The following is a 17655-nucleotide window of genomic DNA, read 5'->3' as shown; positions in this document are numbered from 1 at the left end:
TTTATAACAAAAGAATATTTATTTTTCAATCAATTTTATTTTATTCAATTGAATTTATATTGATTTTGGTCAAAAAAATATAATTAGATTTTGATTAATATTTTTTTGTTTTGTGTGTTAATTAAACTTAATTTAAAATTAAATGAATAGGCTATTTAATGAATAAAATCAATATAAATTCCATATTTTTATTGCTCCATTTCGTTTTTTTGGGTCAAATCGGTCCTATTTTTTTTTTTTTTTGTCTTAACTATTAGAATTTAAGCAATAAATATATAAATATATTTAATATAGTTAAATAATAATTTAGTTTTATTTTATTTAACTATATGAATAGGAGCAATCTTATGAAAAAATCAGTTAAACGAACTATATTTAATGCTACAGTTATTTCATCTAGTGCAATTGCACTGGGTGCAACAGCTGCTGCAATTATTGGCAATGGTTTAAATCCTAGACAAGTAAACAAAATCATTGAAGAAATCAATTCAAATAGACAAAATGTAGATAATAATATTCAAACTCTTGATTCAAATAAAAACTCAGTTGATACATTGAGAAATGCTATAAATAATTCAAAAACTAAACTAAATGAATATATGACCAACTATGAAAAATTGGATAAAGATGAATACAAAAACTACAAGAGAATTCAACAGGCATTGTCAAAATTCAAAACTGAGATTGAAGAACTTGAAACTAAAATAACCCAATCAGAAGAAACACTAAAAACCAATATTGATACAATCAATAAAATTGTTAAAAAAGCAAGGGATACTTCTGACCAAGCCATTGAAAAATTAAATAATACTTCAGATATTAATTTTCCCGGATTAAGCGAAGCGAATGAAGAATTGCAAAAAGCAATGAATGAGTTAAAAGAAGCTAAAAAGCGCGCAGAAGTTATGGATTCAAAAACCCATATTGATGATTTAGCATTAAAAGCAAAAGATGTTGAAAAGGCAGAAAAACATGTTGCTGATTTAATCAAAACATTTAATGAATGAACAAATGAACAACGCCACACAGCTTATTTGGAAGAGCTAAATAAGCACATTAAACTATTAAATGCAAAAATAAATGATTCTGCAAAACTAAATGAGCATTTACCTACGATATCAGCGTTTATTACAGATTTTGAAAAGAAAAATATTGTAGCTAATGATGCTCATAATTACATAAATTCTTTAACTGAAAAATTGCCTGAAAATATTTTAAATTCAAACAATGAATTAAAACAAGTTATAGCAAATTCAAATACTAAAATAGAAGAATTAAAAGCCAAATTAAGCAAAATAAAAGCGGAAATTGATACAAATTTAAATGAATTAGCAAACAAACAACAAAGTGCATTAGATAAAATCAATTCGACAGATGATTTTGATATTTTGGTAGAGGAATATAACTCTTCAAATCAAAGATTGCAAAAAGATATAAAAAATATTGAAGATAGAATAAATCAAAGCAAATATGATGATGCTTTAAATCAACTATCAAAATTAAAAACCGATGAACAAAATAATTCAAATATTGCATTGGAAAAATTACACAAAAATATTGAATCAACACTCGCTCACGCAATATATTTATCGCCTGAACAGGTTGAAGCGTTTAAAGCGCAAATTAAATCTGAAAAATCTGTTGACAAATTAAAAGAAATTAAAAATGATATCAATCTTATAAATGAAAAAGAAAAAGCCAAAAAACAACTAAAAGATGGATATGAATTATTTAATAATCAATTTAAGCAAGAAGCCTTTAATAAAATTGATCAAGCAACAAATAAAGATCAAATTGATGAAATAATTTTACAAATTAATGAACTAAACACTGATAAACAAGCTGCTAAAACTAAAATTAATAATGAATTTAACTTTTTATCAAGCGAACAAAAACATTCATTTATTGATGAATTAATTAGTGCATCTTCTAAAGAAAAAGTCAAAGAAATAATAGATAAAGCTCAAGCGCTACAAGATGATAAAAAATCTAAATATTCACAAATTGATAGTCTAAAAAACTTAACAACCAATGACAAACAAAGATTTTTAGAAGACATAAAAAATGCAAATAGTGCTACAAAAACTCCAAATAATACTCCACAAAAAGTTCTTGATAAAGCAATTGAATTAAATAATGCCAAAAAATCTGCAATTGATAACATTCAAAAATTAGAAAGCTTAAATAGTGCTCAAAAAGAGCTTCTTGAACAACAAATAAATGGTGCTTCAACTAAAGCAGAAATTGACCAAATCACACAAAAAGCGAATGAATTAGACAAAATTAAAAAGCAAGTAAAAGAGCACATAAACTCTTTATCAACTCAATATATTTCGGAAGAAGAAAAAAATTCTTTAATCAAAAAAGTTGAAAATATCAACAGCATTGAAAATGATGCAAATAATCAATTTAATGATATTAAATCAGAAGCTGATAATTTAAATAATGGCAAAAAACTACTAGTTGATGAAATCAATAAATTCAACTTCAATGAAGAAACTAAAAATGAATTTATTAACAAAATTAAAGAATCTGATTTGGAGAGTGCAAAAGATCTAAAAAACAAGGTTTTAGAATTAAATAACCTAAAACAACAAGTTCAAAGTCTTATCAATGACCCTAAAAATTTTGTTTCGGATGAAAGAAAACAAAAACTTACAAAAGATCTTACAGATGCTAAAACTGAAGAAGAAATTACAAAGGTTCGTAATGATGCAACATTAGAAAAGAAAAAACACGAAGCTATTGAGTTAGCCAAAAAAATTCTTAATGATAAGCCAGAAGAATTGAAACAAGTAACTGAAGAAATAAATTCAAAAAATAATGAAAGATCAATTGATGCAATTATTTCCAGAATAAAAGGCGATAAACTTCAATCACTTAAATTAGAAGCAGAATCTAAGGTTGAAAAATTAGAATTCATAAGCGAAAATGAAAAACAGCGAATTATTGCAGACATTGAAAAAGTTAATACTGAAAATCACACTGAAATTGACAATATAGTAAAAAGAATAACTGAGAAAAACACCGAAAAACAAAATGTGTTTGATTCAATTAAAAACTCAGAATTATTTGACAAAGAATACATTAACCAGAATATTAAAAAATTAATAACGAATAATGATGAAAAGACTGCTTATACAAAAGTAAAAGATGATTTTGTTAAACTTGAAAATCAGAAAAAAGAAATAAAAAACAAATTTGACCAAAGCAACAATAATTTCAATTCATTAGGTCAAAATGATATTAAAAAATTAACAAAAGAACTAATTAACGCCACAACATCAGAACAAATCAACAAAGTTGAGCATGATGCAAACGTTTTAAATGACTTTAAGAAAGATTTAATTGATAAAGTAAATAAATTAAGTAATGTTAATAATGAAAAACAACAAACTATTCAAAAAATTAAAGACGCATCTACACGTGAAGAAGCGCAAAAAATTTATGATGATTTAGCTTTAAAATCAAAACAAAATGATTCAACTTTAAACATTCAAAAACATGAATATCTATCAAATAATGAAAAAAGTAAATATATTGAGCAAATTAAAAAAGCAACTAACAATAAAATTACATCAATACTTCAAGAAGCAAAAACATTAAATGATAAGAAAAAAGCTCAAGCAGAAAAAATTAGAAATTTAGACAATACAAATAGTTTATTAAAACAAGAAACAAAAAACAGTTCAATAAACTCAATTAAATCAACGGATGGCGAACAAAATGCCATCAACAAATATGGCGAAGTAAAAAATATTTTTGATAAGGAAACTGCATTGTTTAATTCAATTAATGATGCTAAAAATAATAATCAAATACCCGATAGTGCTAAAAACCAGTTGATTAACAAATTAAAAGAGAATGATACAGAGCAAAACATAAGTGATGTTCAAGCTGAATTTAATAAATGAAAAGAAAATTATCCTAAACACAAAGCTGCAATTAGTTCATTAAACAATGTTAAAAAATTAATTGCTGAGCTATCTAACGAAAAAAGTGACCAAATAATAAAAAAACAAGTTAATAATATTCAAGAAATTATCAATAAAAATATGCTACAAAATAATGAAACTGTAGATAAAATTATCGAAAAGAATAACAGATTATATAGCAATGAAATTACTTCAAAATTTAATAATTTATCCCAAGATGTTGAAAAATTGTTTGAGTCATACATTCTTAATGATTTGGATAACAAAATGAAAGATAAAAACGAATTATCATCATTAAATCAAAAATTAAAAAATGATGTAAATAGATTAAACAATATAAAACTTGAATTAAGTAAAACGTTTACAGGGCATCAATTTAATTCAAATCAATTTAATAAAGCTATAACAAAATCCCAAGAAGTTGAAAAATGATATGCTGAAAAAATTGATTTAATTACTAAACACAATGAATTAAATAAAGAAGTTAGTGAAACACGCTATCTAAAAAACAAAGATAAAGAAAAATGAACTAATAAAATTGGCATAGAAAGATTGAAAAAAGACCACAATACAGAAGCATTTAATAAACTAAAATCCGAAATTGATAAAGAAATGGCCGCAAATAAAAAAATCATTGATAAATATTTAGATTCACTAAATTCATACAAGGATACAATTCATAGAATTAAAGAGTATGATAATATCATTGGCGATCGAGACTTAAAAATAGCTAACCAATCAATAGTGCAAAATAACGAAAATATTATTTCTGCTCTCGAAAGTGAATATGAATCTAATTTTAATAATAATTTACTAAATATAAAGACACAAAGCATTGATAAAAACAATGATGCAATGACTCAATATAAATCATCATTAGAAAATGTAAAAGTCTATTTAGACAAACATGCAAGAAATGAAAACATTAAAAATTCTGCATGGCATGAATTTAAACATTGAGTTGATTTTAAAAATCCAGAATTATTAAGAAGACTTGGCACAAATGGAGTTAAAGAATTAGGCCAATATACAGAGGCGATTAAAGAAGCATCAAAAGTTTCAATATTAAATGTCAAAAGATTAGTGTTCAAAAAAGAAATAATCGAATTAATTGGAAATGGTAAATGATCTCTAACTGGTGAAGTATGGTGAAACAATCATACAATTATGCATATATCATATGCATGAATAGAAAACCCAAGTGCCAATAATCAAAGAACAAAAGTTCACTTAGATGATAGATGATATAGTCCAAGATATTTACACTTCAACATTAATTGAAATGCTGATGAGGGCCATAAAACTGATGCTGTGAGATCTAGACAGCCAAATCACTGGGATTATTTCCCAAAAGGCATTATATTTAGCACAGGTGATGAAGATAATATAAAATATAAATTAATTGTCGATCAAAGAACATGATATGGTGTTGTCACAATACCAGAGCACCATAACTATTGAAACAATACAGCGCACAGAATAACATATACGACTGAAAAAGATCAATCAAAATGATTCAATGAGAGTCACTTAAAATTAGTCTAGTATTAAAACACTGTAACCAAGGTATTTAATTATAGTTCCCACTGATCCATTTATAAAAAATAAGACCCTTATATTAAATCATTGTAAAAAAACTAATTTCTGCAAAACTTATTCGTTTTTTATTACAAACGCTGCGACTAAAAAATTATTTTATTAGTTTACACCCAAAAATATGGTATTTTCATAAAATACCAGAAAATTTATAGCTTGCGGGCTATTTTTTTTTTTCCCGAGTTTCCCAGTTTCAAATAATAAAAATAACGAATAAGCCTTATTTATAGTGCTTTTCGTTATTTTTATGCTATTTTTTAATTACAATTTTTTTAATAAGATCATATTCGCTTCAAATATCTTTTATTGTTTTCGAATCTTCTCTTTGTCTTTTAATGATTTCTTTTGTTTTTGAGTTGATATCAACTCTTTCTCTTAGTTTGGATAATATATTAATAAGTTTTTGTTCAGATAAATGGTCAATTACACCATAATCCTCATAAAACTTGTTTATCTTATAAGTAATAAGTTTTAATAAAACAAGTGATATAAAACATAATATTGAGTGTGCTATTATGTGTTCGTCTAGTCTCACATAAACCGGTCTAATTTGTAAAAAACTTTTTAATGCTCTAAAATTTGTTTCAATTTTTCATTGGTTCGCGTACTTTTCAATGATTTTTTCAGCAGAAATATTTGAAATATTTGTTTCATAAACATAGATACCATCAAATTCAGAATCTTTTGTGACTTTTTCAAAGTCTAATTCAAATTTAAACTTAGATATTTGTTTAAAGAATTTGCATTTTTTTGTACCCAACATTTTTGTTGAATCAACATAACCGCTTTTGTCTTGTTTTTTACGGAAATTATCAATCAAAATTCCGCGATCTTCTCTATCTTTTTTTGCTCTTGTTTTTGAATAAGTTACAATTCTTCTTCTTAATTTACCATTAAATCTTGTATTTTTTCAATTAGATTCATATTCTGTTTCTTTGTATCTAAATTCAGAATCTCCAATGTATCCTTCGCGATCTAAAATCCAATTTTTAAAATTCTGACTACCAGATTTTGCTCTATATGAGATTATAAAATTGTGTCCTCTTTGTTCTAAAAAACGGATATTTGCATTTGTACTCATCCCTCTATCAGCAATAATTGTTATATTTTTTATGCCAAATTTAGTTTCAAGTTCTAATATAAATGGAATCATTGTTCTTGAATCCCCTGTATTTCCCTTGAAAACTTTCATGTAAATAGGAATACCATTTTTGTCGCACGCAAGACCAATCACAATCTGATCTTCTTTGAATTTGGCATCTTTAGAATACCCAGGAACCCTAAGTCCTTCGCGGCTAAAACTTTCAAAATACACTGTAGATGAATCAAAATAGATTTCATCTAATTTACTTTTTGTTTCCGATTCAACTAATTTATTTATTGAAAAAAGCAATTGGTCTTTGTTTTCGTGAACAATGTCTAAAAGTCTATAAAAGCTATTCTTAGAAGAAAAGATATTTGTTGAATATTCATCTGATTCATTAAATGAGTTGTATATACTTGTGGGATTAATAATTCTTTTCGCCACTAAGAAATTAAATATTTCATTCATATTTTTATGTCTTGTGGCTTTTAATTGTTTAAATATGTTGTGTTTTTCAATAAATTCACTTATTAATTCATTGCCAACGCAAATACTTGTATGTTGGATTTTTTCTTTTTCAATCGAGTGTAGAAGCGCATGTTTAACTTTATCTGGATTATCCTGTCTAGTGAAGTTTTTAAGTTTGTTTTTTATTATCTCGATTGCGTTTTCGTTAATTTCAAGTAGTTTTTCTACATTTCCTAAACTAAACCATCTTGTTGGATTTTTATTGAATCCGTTTGACCAGCCAACATATTTATATAAAACGCCCTTTTTATTTCCATGAACATTAAATAGCATCTAATCTTGTTTTTCCATATTCTTATTATATCATAAATGTAATTAAATGCAATTATAAAATTAAAAAATATGAAAAATTCCATACTATATATAGTATGGAGTGAAAAAAATAGTTAAATTAGATTAATTTATCGCTTAAAACTGGGAAACGCAGGGATCAATCAAAATGATTCAATGAGAGTCACTTAAAATTAGTCTAGTATTAAAACACTGTAACCAAGGTATTTAATTATAGTTCCCACTGATCCATTTATAAAAAATAAGACCCTTATATTAAATCATTGTAAAAAAACTAATTTCTGCAAAACTTATTCGTTTTTTATTACAAACGCTGCGACTAAAAAATTATTTTATTAGTTTACACCCAAAAATATGGTATTTTCATAAAATACCAGAAAATTTATAGCTTGCGGGCTATTTTTTTTTTTTTTTGCTTAATGATTAGAATTTAAGCATAAACATATAAATATATTTATTATAGTTAAATAATAATTTAATTTTATTTTAGATAACTATATGAATAGGAGCAATCTTATGAAAAAATCAGTTAAACGAACTATATTTAATGCTACAGTTATTTCATCTAGTGCAATTGCATCGGCCGCAACAGGAGCTTCAATTATTAGCATTGGTTTAAATCCTAAACAAGTAAACAAAGATCAAACAAAAGATCCAAACCAAAATCAAATTGATAATATTGATCCAGCAAAACCATATGATTTAGATTCAAATAGTTCAAAAATAACTAAAGATGTAAGTACACAAACAGATTGAAATAATTTAAGTTCATCAACAAATATAACTAAAGATAAATCAACTCAAGCTAATTCAACAAGTAGTGATTCATCCAATCAAAGAAATAATTCAGGTTTACAAAGACCATCTGAAAATAATCCAAACACTAAGGATTCTTATGTAATAGTTGGTACACAAACTGATCCAATTGATCAACTTACTGAACCTAATTTAAATGATAATAACCAAGGTTCAGTAGAAAAACCTGACTCTTCATCTAAATTAGATAAAAAAGATATAGATCCAAAAAATGATGGTTCTATAAAAGATAGTGATCAAACTCAAAGTAATAAAAACCAATCAAATAGTGCAAATGAAAACTCTAGTGATATTGGTGATAGTAGTTTAAGTTCAGATGATAACAAAGATGGTAAAAATTCAAAAGATGGTTCACAAAAACCAGGTGGAGATAGTGATTTAGAAAATGGCGGAAGTGATGGATCGCAACCATCTAATAAAGTAAATCAAAATGGTAAAAATCCATCAGGTAGTGAAACTAATTCTAGTGATGTAAGCGGTAAAAATAGTTCAAGTGGACAAGATGATAATAATTCATCAGAAGTAGGTTCACCAACTAATAAAAACAATGGAATAGAAACAAAACCAAATGTTGATGAGAGTTCATCTAAACCAGGAAGCAATCAAGGAACACATCATTCTGATTCAAGTATAGAACACAACATACCAGACTCTACAGTTAATAATGGTGATGTTGAAAAGGGTGAAGGTTCTTTAAAAGATAATGAAATAAATTCTGGTGTTGGTGCAGATTCAGATAGTTCAGATTCAAAACCTGGTGCAGCTAATAATAATCAACAAGGAGATCCGAAAGGCGATGCTAATAGCGAATCATCAATAACTACTGAAAATAGTAAAGACCAAGATCCGAGTACAAGTGGACAAGCTAACCCTGGTGATTCACCGTCATCCACAGGAAGCCAAGGTTCTAGTGGTACACCTGATTCATCAAGTCCATCAAGTTCAGAACATGATCCAACTCTTAAACCAAGTCCAGAAACACCATTACCACAAGATGGTGCAGACAATGGAAAAAATGGAAGTGAAGATACTGAAATAGAAAATAAACCATCTGAGCCAAGTGATACCAATCAAGTTGAACATACACCGGGATTAGAATCAAAACCTAATAATTCTGATCCAAATAGTAATACTGTTCCAGGTTCAGGGTCAGGGTCAGGGTCAGGTTCGGTAGAAAGTAGTTCACCTACAAATGGAAAAGATAATGGCGCAAGAGGAAATGGCACTGTTAGCACAGAAGCAAATAATCCAAGTTCAAAACCTAATGTATCTGAAAATGATAGTGAGAATTCAAATACAGAAAATCATTCAGAAACTGGTTCAGTAAGCTCACAAGATAATAATGTGCCAAGCACTGATTCACCTACAAAAGAAAAAGAAGTAAATCAAGATGGTGGTGGAAGTTCATCAACATCAGGAAATAAGGATGGATTGCAACAACCAGAATCATCTACAGATCAAAGTAGATCAGAAACTTCACCTGAAACTACTGAAAATAGTAAAGACCAAGTTCCAGGCACAAGTGGACAAGCTAACCCTGGTGATTCACCGTCATCCACAGGAAGCCAAGGTTCTAGTGGTACACCTGATTCATCAAGTCCATCAAGTTCAGAACATGATCCAACTCTTAAACCAAGTCCAGAAACACCATTACCACAAGATGGTGCAGACAATGGAAAAAATGGAAGTGAAGATACTGAAATAGAAAATAAACCATCTGAGCCAAGTGATACCAATCAAGTTGAACATACACCGGGATTAGAATCAAAACCTAATAATTCTGATCCAAATAGTAATACTGTTCCAGGTTCAGGGTCAGGGTCAGGGTCAGGTTCGGTAGAAAGTAGTTCACCTACAAATGGAAAAGATAATGGCGCAAGAGGAAATGGCACTGTTGGCACAGAAGCAAATAATCCAAGTTCAAAACCTAATGTATCTGAAAATGATAGTGAGAATTCAAATACAGAAAATCATTCAGAAACTGGTTCAGTAAGCTCACAAGATAATAATGTGCCAAGTACTGATTCACCTACAAAAGAAAAAGAAATAAATCAAGATGGTGGTGGAAGTTCATCAACATCAGGAAATAAGGATTGATTGCAACAACCAGAATCATCTACAGATCAAAGTAGATCAGAAACTTCACCTGAAACTACTGAAAATAGTAAAGACCAAGTTCCAGGCACAAGTGGACAAACTAGCCCTGCTGATTCACCATCTTCTACAGGAAGCCAAGGTTCTAGTAGTGCATCTGATCCATCAAGCCCATCTAGTTCAGAACATAATCCATCTCTTAAACCAAGTCCGCAAGATGGTAAAGAAGTAACACCGAACTCTCCTGATCAAGCTGATGGACATAGTGTACCAGTTCCGCCTAGCGTTGGCAAAAGCGAAGGTGAAGAACCTAATCAAACTAATGATCCATCATACTTCCCGGTATTATATGATGTTCAAGTAATGCATGATAATCGTAGAATTACAGGGATTTCATTCAACACAAGTGATGACAAGCTGCCAATTAATTTAAAAGAAAAATTTATTAAAATTGTCTTTATAGATGATGAAGGTCAATACAAGGAACTTAATCAATTTGTAAAAGAACTTAGACCAGAAGGCAATAGATTTGTTTTAGGTGTAGATAATTTGTGAACACAAAAGGGTCACTATACACTAACATCTATTTTAATAGGTGGTTATCATAATCTTATTGAAGAACAATACCCATTTAGTATCGGCTAATAATATATAAATTTACATTCTAATCAACATTTTTGGTTTAAGTAAACATAATAAGTAAATCTAGAAAAAGGAGTAAGCAACGCTCCTTTCCTAAATAGTAAGTTCAAGTGCAACACATGCACTTGGCTTTTTTATTTTAACATTTTAATGTTTTTCCCGAGTTTCCCAGTTTCAAATAATAAAAATAACGAATAAGCCCTATTTATAGCGCTTTTCGTTATTTTTGTGCTATTTTTTAATTACAATTTTTTTAATAAGATCATATTCACTTCAAATGTCTTTTATTGTTTTTGATCTTCTCTTTGTCTTTTAATAATTTCTTTTGTTTTTGAGTTGATATCAACTCTTTCTCTTAGTTTGGATAATATATTAATAAGTTTTTGCTCAGATAAATGGTCAATTACACCATAATCCTCATAAAACTTGTTTATCTTATAAGTAATAAGCTTTAATACAACTAGTGATATAAAACATAATATTGAGTGTGCAATTATGTGTTCGTCTAGTCTTACATAAACCGGCCTTATTTGTAGAAAACTTTTTAATGCTCTAAAGTTTGTTTCAATTTTTCATTGGTTCGCATACTTTTCAATAATTTTTTCAGCAGAAATATTTGAAATATTTGTTTCATAAACATAAATACCATCAAATTCAGAATCTTTAGCTACTTTTTCATAGTCTAATTCAAATTTAAACTTAGATATTTGTTTAAAGAATTTGCACTTTTTTGTACCCAACATTTTTGTAGAATCAACATAACCACTTTTGTCTTGTTTTTTGCGGAAATTCTCAATCAAAATTCCGCGATCTTCTCTATCTTTTTTTGCTCTTGTTTTTGAAAAAGTTACTATTCTTCTTCTTAATTTACCATTAAATCTTGTGTTTTTTCAATTAGATTCATATTCGGTTTCTTTGTATCTAAATTCGGAATCTCCAATGTATCGTTCGCGATCTAAAATCCAATTTTTAAAATGCTGGCTACCAGATTTTGCTCTATACGAGATTATAAAATTGTGTCCTCTTTGTTCAAAAAAACGAATATTTGCATTTGTGCTCATCCCTCTATCAGCAATAATTGTTATATTTTTTATGCCAAATTTAGTTTCAAGTTCCAGTATAAACGGAATCATTGTTCTTGAATCACCTGTGTTTCCCTTGAAAACTTTCATGTAAATAGGAATACCATTTTTGTCGCACGCAAGACCAATCACAATCTGATCTTCTTTGAATTTGGCATCTTTAGAATACCCAGGAACCCTAAGTCCTTCGCGGCTAAAACTTTCAAAATACACTGTAGATGAATCAAAATAGATTTCATCTAATTTACTTTTTGTTTCCGATTCAACTAATTTATTTATTGAAAAAAGCAATTGGTCTTTGTTTTCGTGAACAATGTCTAAAAGTCTATAAAAGCTATTCTTAGAAGAAAAGATATTTGTTGAATATTCATCTGAATCATTAAATGAGTTGTATATACTTGTGGGATTAATAATTCTTTTCGCCACTAAGAAATTAAATATTTCATTCATATTTTTATGTCTTGTGGCTTTTAATTGTTTAAATATGTTGTGTTTTTCAATAAATTCACTTATTAATTCATTGCCAACGCAAATACTTGTATGTTGGATTTTTTCTTTTTCAATCGAGTGTAGAAGCGCATGTTTAACTTTATCTGGATTATCCTGTCTAGTGAAGTTTTTAAGTTTGTTTTTTATTATCTCGATTGCGTTTTCGTTAATTTCAAGTAGTTTTTCTACATTTCCTAAACTAAACCATCTTGTTGGATTTTTATTGAATCCGTTTGACCAGCCAACATATTTATATAAAACGCCCTTTTTATTTCCATGAACATTAAATAGCATCAAATCTTGTTTTTCCATATTCTTATTATATCATAAATGTAATTAAATGCAATTATAAAATTAAAAAATATGAAAAATTCCATACTATATATAGTATGGAGTGAAAAAAATAGTTAAATTAGATTAATTTATCGCTTAAAACTGGGAAACGCAGGAAAAAAATATATTTTATTATACTTTTATACTTAAATAATGTATAATATAGCTATGAAAAAATCTAAAAAAGACGCTAAAAGACAATGAAGAACATCAATTTCAAGAATAGTTAAAGGTGAATACTTATCAATTGGTATACCAAAACCAGATAATAAGGGATTTAAAATTCGATTTGGATACGGTTATGTTAGCGAATTACAAAAGTTTCACCCAGATCCAGTAACTGCTATCAAGGCAATAATATCTAATTTCCCTTTATCCTTAACTAAAGAAGAAGCCAAATCCAAGTTAGATTCTATTTATAAAGGTGAAAAAACAATAAAACAAGAGGCAATTGAAAAATTCAAGGGCTATGAAATTATTGAAAAGTTATTTAATCACTTTGACATCTTTAAAGATTGCAGAGTAACAAAATCTACAACCCTTAAAGATGTAGTTTCACAGTTAATTTATCAAAGAATTAAGCAACCTCTTAGTGTGTATAGTACTTATAAATCAATGAAAAAGGAAAATTTAGACACATTTTCCAAGAATTCATTTTATAGATCACTTGATTATATTTCTGAGAATAAAAACACCATCTTAACAAATATAAACCAAAAAATCAAAGATAAAATTAACAGAAATATTAATGTTTTATGATTTGACTCAACAACATCTTATTTTGAAACATTTAAAAGGGATGGCTATAAAAAACCGGGATTTTCAAAAGATGGAAAATTCAAAGAAGATCAAATAGTAATTGGTATGGCAACCGATGAAAATGGAATACCACTGCACTACAAAGTTTACCCAGGAAATACTGCTGACTCAAAAACTTTTATACCTTTTATGCTGGAAATTGCGAAAATTTACAATGTAAATAATGTAACAATTGTTGCCGACAAAGGAATGAGCGTCAATAGAAATATTAGATTTTTAGAGTCAATGAATTGAAGATATATTATTTCATATAGAATGAAGGCTTCTAACAATTCTTTTAAAGAGTATGTTCTTGACGAAAATGAATATATAACAAATGGATCGGTAAAATATAAGACAAGAGAAATTGCGTCATTTTTCAATAAAAAAAGACCCAATGGTCATGTTAGAAATCAAATAGTAACATTCAGTACAAAAAGAGCGCTAAAAGACAAAAATGACCGGGAAATTTTGATTGAAAATTTCACGAAAAAAATGAATAAAAATGGTTTGGTATCATATGAGAATTTAGTAGGAAATAAAAAGTATAAATTCTTCAAACCAGTAAACAAAGGGGCTTTCTACGAACTTGATGAAGAAAAAATTATTGAAGATTCTAAATTTGATGGATTTTATGTATATGAAACAAACAGAAGGGATTTAAGTGTTCCTGAAATTATTGAAATATACTCAAAACAATGACAAATCGAGTCAAATTTTAAAACATTTAAAGGAACTTTGTCACTTAGACCTGTATATTTATCAACCTGAAACCATATAAACAGTTATATTTGCCTTTGTTTTATATCGTTAGTTTTTCTAAATTACTTGATATATATTTTAAATAATACTTTAGGATTGGCAGGAAAAAGCAAAATAACTGAACATAAATTAATTAATGTAATTAGAGATGTAAAAGAGTTAGAAATTTATATAGATAAACAAAAAGTTCAATCTATAGACATATTCAATGATGAACTACTAGAAAGTTGAGAAACATATAAATTACTTTTAGACATCTTTATAAAAGAAAACATAGAATAAAGGCAAATCAAATCTTTATCCTATGTTTTTTGTTTTTATACTTAAATGGGAAACGTGGGGTATTTAATACATTTCAATGAATTTAAAAATTACTATTCAGTTTTCAGAGAACACGCTGCTTAGGCAGTTTTTTATTGCTTTTTTTGCAGTAATTCATTTAGCCTCTAAGCACATAAATTACTTAATACACCATTATTAAATCAATATGTGGCATATTTAATCAAATCCTTTATTTAAGCTAAACATATAAGTTGTTCATTTTCCTACGATTTATGCGCATTAATTTAATTAGAAATATTATTTGCTGTCTTTTTTAAATAAAGTCACTTAAATTAAAAAAATAACCCCACTTAGCGCGAGGTTGTATGCTTAACTATTTAGTAGCATCAATAAAAATTTTCATTGCTTTATTATCAGCAGCATTTAAAAATGTTTCATATGCTTTCATCATTTCAGATAAGCTAAATTTATGGGTAATCAATCCTTCAACAGGTAATTTACCAGTTGAAACTGCATTAATTAACATTGGCAATGTATTTGTGTTCACTAAACCAGTTGTAACTGTAATATTTTTAATTCATAAGTCTTGTACATTGAAATCAACTTTTTTACCATGCACACCAACTACTGAGATATTGCCACCTGCTTTAACAATTTTTTGACAGGTATCTCATGTTTGAGGAATACCAACTGCTTCAATTGCAACATCAACACCATCTGTGCCGACAATTTTGTATAATTCATCAAGTAAAGAAGCATCTGGAACTAATGTGTGAGTTGCTCCTAATTTTTTAGCCATTTCTAAACGGTTTTTATCTAAATCAATCACAATTAATTGTGCTGGTGAGTATAATTGTGCGCTTAATAGCGCTCCCATACCAACAGGGCCAGCACCAACAATAGCAACTGATTTACCTGGCGCAACATTACCATATTGAACACCAATTTCATGACCAGTAGGCAAAGCATCTGAAAGCATAACTGCCACTTCATCTGAAATTGTTTGAGGGTATTTATAAAGACTATTATCAGCAAAAGGAACTCTTACATACTCAGCTTGTGTCCCATTTATCATGTAGCCAAATTTTCAACCGCCTTCTTTTTCGCGGCAATGTGAATAAAGTTGCTTACGACAGTTATCACATTTACCACAAGGTGTAATGCAACTAATTAAAACTTTATCACCAACTTTAACATTTGAAACACTTGAACCAATTTCTTCAACTATTCCAATACCTTCGTGTCCTAGAATACGTCCATCAGCAACTTCTGGGTTTTTACCTTTGTAAATACCTAAATCAGTACCACAAATTGTTGTTTTTGTAATCTTAACAATTGCATCGGTTTCTTTTTGAATAACAGGTTTATCAACCATTTCTAGAGCTATATTGTGTTCACCATGGTAAACCAGGGCTTTCATTTTCATATATATTTTCTCCTCATTTTAAGTTTATGCTCATTAATTTTAAATTAAAATATTTTAAATAAATAAATTTAATTTAAATAATTATAGTTTGGCGAAATGTTGCGGATTTAGCAGTTTTTTGAATTATATTTATATGTATCATTGAACAAAAAATAGGCTTCTTATAAACAAAAAAAGCAAACACCTTGGTGTTAACTTTTTGTTTTGGTTTAATTATTAATTAAATAATTATTCATATTTAACTACAACTGTTTTAGTTGTATCTTGTAATAGGTTTTGTTCTGGGTTATCTTTTGGATATACGCCAAGTAATTTATATGTTCCTTCGCGAGCATCTCCTTTGTAGAATTGGCGTTTACTACTCATTTCAAAAGTTGTGTGCGTTTGGTTTCTTGATATTCCAGCAGCTCAAACATCTTTATTTCCTTGTGAGTATTTTTCAAATTCAAATATAGTTTGTGGCATGCTTTCTGATTCCATTTTAAAGAAAAATTCATTATTTTGTATATTGTTAAAATATTTATTTTCAGTTTCAAATTCGAAAAGTACCACCTGACCATTCTTATTGAATTCAATTTTTTTTATTTTTCATTTTGAATATGTTAAATGTTTACCATCACCTGCTTGATCTGCTGGCTTATCTTGTTTACCATCACCTGCTTGATCTGCTGGTCTTTCTTGTTTACCATCACCTGCTTGATCTGCTGGCTTATCTTGTTTACCATCTCCTGCTTGATCTGCTGGTCTTTCTTGTTTACCATCACCTGCTTGATCTGCTGGTCTTTCTTGTTTACCATCACCTGCTTGATCTGCTGGTTTTTCTTGTTTACCATCACCTGCTTGATCTGCTGGTTTTTCTTGTTTACCATCACCTGCTTGATCTGCTGGCTTATCTTGTTTACCATCTCCTGCTTGATCTGCTGGTCTTTCTTGTTTACCATCACCTGCTTGATCTGCTGGTCTTTCTTGTTTACCATCACCTGCTTGATCTGCTGGCTTATCTTGTTTACCTGCATCTGATCCACCCGCATCTGCACCTTTGCCTTGACCTGGATCTTCGTTATGTGACTTAACTTCGGAAATTAAATCTCTATCTTTTTCATCTCCTTTAACAACAATTTTTGTAACTGTATATGTTTTGCCATCTTTAAGGGTTGAGAAATCTATTGTTCCATCTTCTTTTACTTTTGTTGTAATTATTTTTGATGCATTATTTTCAGTCAAAGTAACTGTAACATCTTGACCTTTAACAAGTAGTAATTTAGCGCTTAATTCTTTTGTTTGTTCAGTATTTAAAGTGTATTCAAATTTTGAATCAGCTGCTACTACAACTTGGTTTCCTTCATTTCCTTTTTTAGGACTATCACTTTGTTTTTTTCTTTTTTGTGTCACAACAACAGCGGCAGTAGTAACTCCACCAACTGCTAAAACTGATAGTGTACTAGCTAATATTATTTTTGCTTTTGACATATTAAATCCCCTTAATATTTTTTGATA

At 28.5% G+C, this 17655-nt stretch carries 6 protein-coding genes and 1 pseudogene; 3 read left to right on the top strand and 4 right to left on the bottom strand.

Going from position 1 to position 17655, the window contains the following annotated elements; all coding sequences use genetic code 4:
• The first annotated feature begins 347 nt into the window (after nucleotides 1–347).
• Nucleotides 348–5480 (top strand): GA module-containing protein, encoded by a 5133-nt coding sequence (locus MBVG596_RS00080; RefSeq protein WP_172412420.1) that lies wholly within the window; start codon nucleotides 348–350, stop codon nucleotides 5478–5480.
• A 301-nt stretch (nucleotides 5481–5781) separates the two neighbouring features.
• Here the strand turns inward: MBVG596_RS00080 and MBVG596_RS00075 are convergent, their stop codons facing one another.
• The gene (locus MBVG596_RS00075) at nucleotides 5782–7416 is read right to left on the bottom strand and encodes an IS1634 family transposase (RefSeq protein ID WP_225247171.1); all 1635 of its coding nucleotides are present in this window, start codon (nucleotides 7414–7416) and stop codon (nucleotides 5782–5784) included.
• Between the two features lie 534 nt (nucleotides 7417–7950).
• Here MBVG596_RS00075 and MBVG596_RS00070 point away from each other — a divergent pair.
• Nucleotides 7951–10989: a hypothetical protein gene (locus MBVG596_RS00070; RefSeq protein WP_096385341.1), complete on the top strand. Its 3039-nt coding sequence runs from the start codon at nucleotides 7951–7953 to the stop codon at nucleotides 10987–10989.
• 228 nt (nucleotides 10990–11217) lie between these two features.
• Here the strand turns inward: MBVG596_RS00070 and MBVG596_RS00065 are convergent.
• Nucleotides 11218–12869: pseudogene (locus tag MBVG596_RS00065) on the bottom strand (IS1634 family transposase).
• 261 nt (nucleotides 12870–13130) lie between these two features.
• On the opposite strand from MBVG596_RS00065, the gene MBVG596_RS00060 reads away from it, so the two are divergent.
• Nucleotides 13131–14732: an IS1634 family transposase gene (locus MBVG596_RS00060; RefSeq protein ID WP_148664023.1), complete on the top strand. Its 1602-nt coding sequence runs from the start codon at nucleotides 13131–13133 to the stop codon at nucleotides 14730–14732.
• A gap of 373 nt (nucleotides 14733–15105) precedes the next feature.
• Here MBVG596_RS00060 and MBVG596_RS00055 read toward each other — a convergent pair whose 3' ends face one another.
• Together MBVG596_RS00055 and MBVG596_RS00050 are read right to left on the bottom strand one after the other, a co-directional pair.
• The gene (locus tag MBVG596_RS00055; RefSeq protein WP_225247170.1) at nucleotides 15106–16158 is read right to left on the bottom strand and encodes a zinc-dependent alcohol dehydrogenase family protein; all 1053 of its coding nucleotides are present in this window, start codon (nucleotides 16156–16158) and stop codon (nucleotides 15106–15108) included.
• Nucleotides 16159–16386: 228 nt separating this feature from the next.
• The gene (locus MBVG596_RS00050; RefSeq protein ID WP_096385339.1) at nucleotides 16387–17628 is read right to left on the bottom strand and encodes a DUF1410 domain-containing protein; all 1242 of its coding nucleotides are present in this window, start codon (nucleotides 17626–17628) and stop codon (nucleotides 16387–16389) included.
• Nucleotides 17629–17655 lie beyond the last annotated feature (27 nt).

Origin of the sequence: Mycoplasmopsis bovigenitalium (genome assembly GCF_002356075.1) — a bacterium.
GTDB classification, from domain to species: Bacteria; Bacillota_I; Bacilli_A; order Mycoplasmatales; family Metamycoplasmataceae; genus Mycoplasmopsis; species Mycoplasmopsis bovigenitalium_A.
This window is presented reverse-complemented; position numbering and strand designations above follow the sequence as displayed.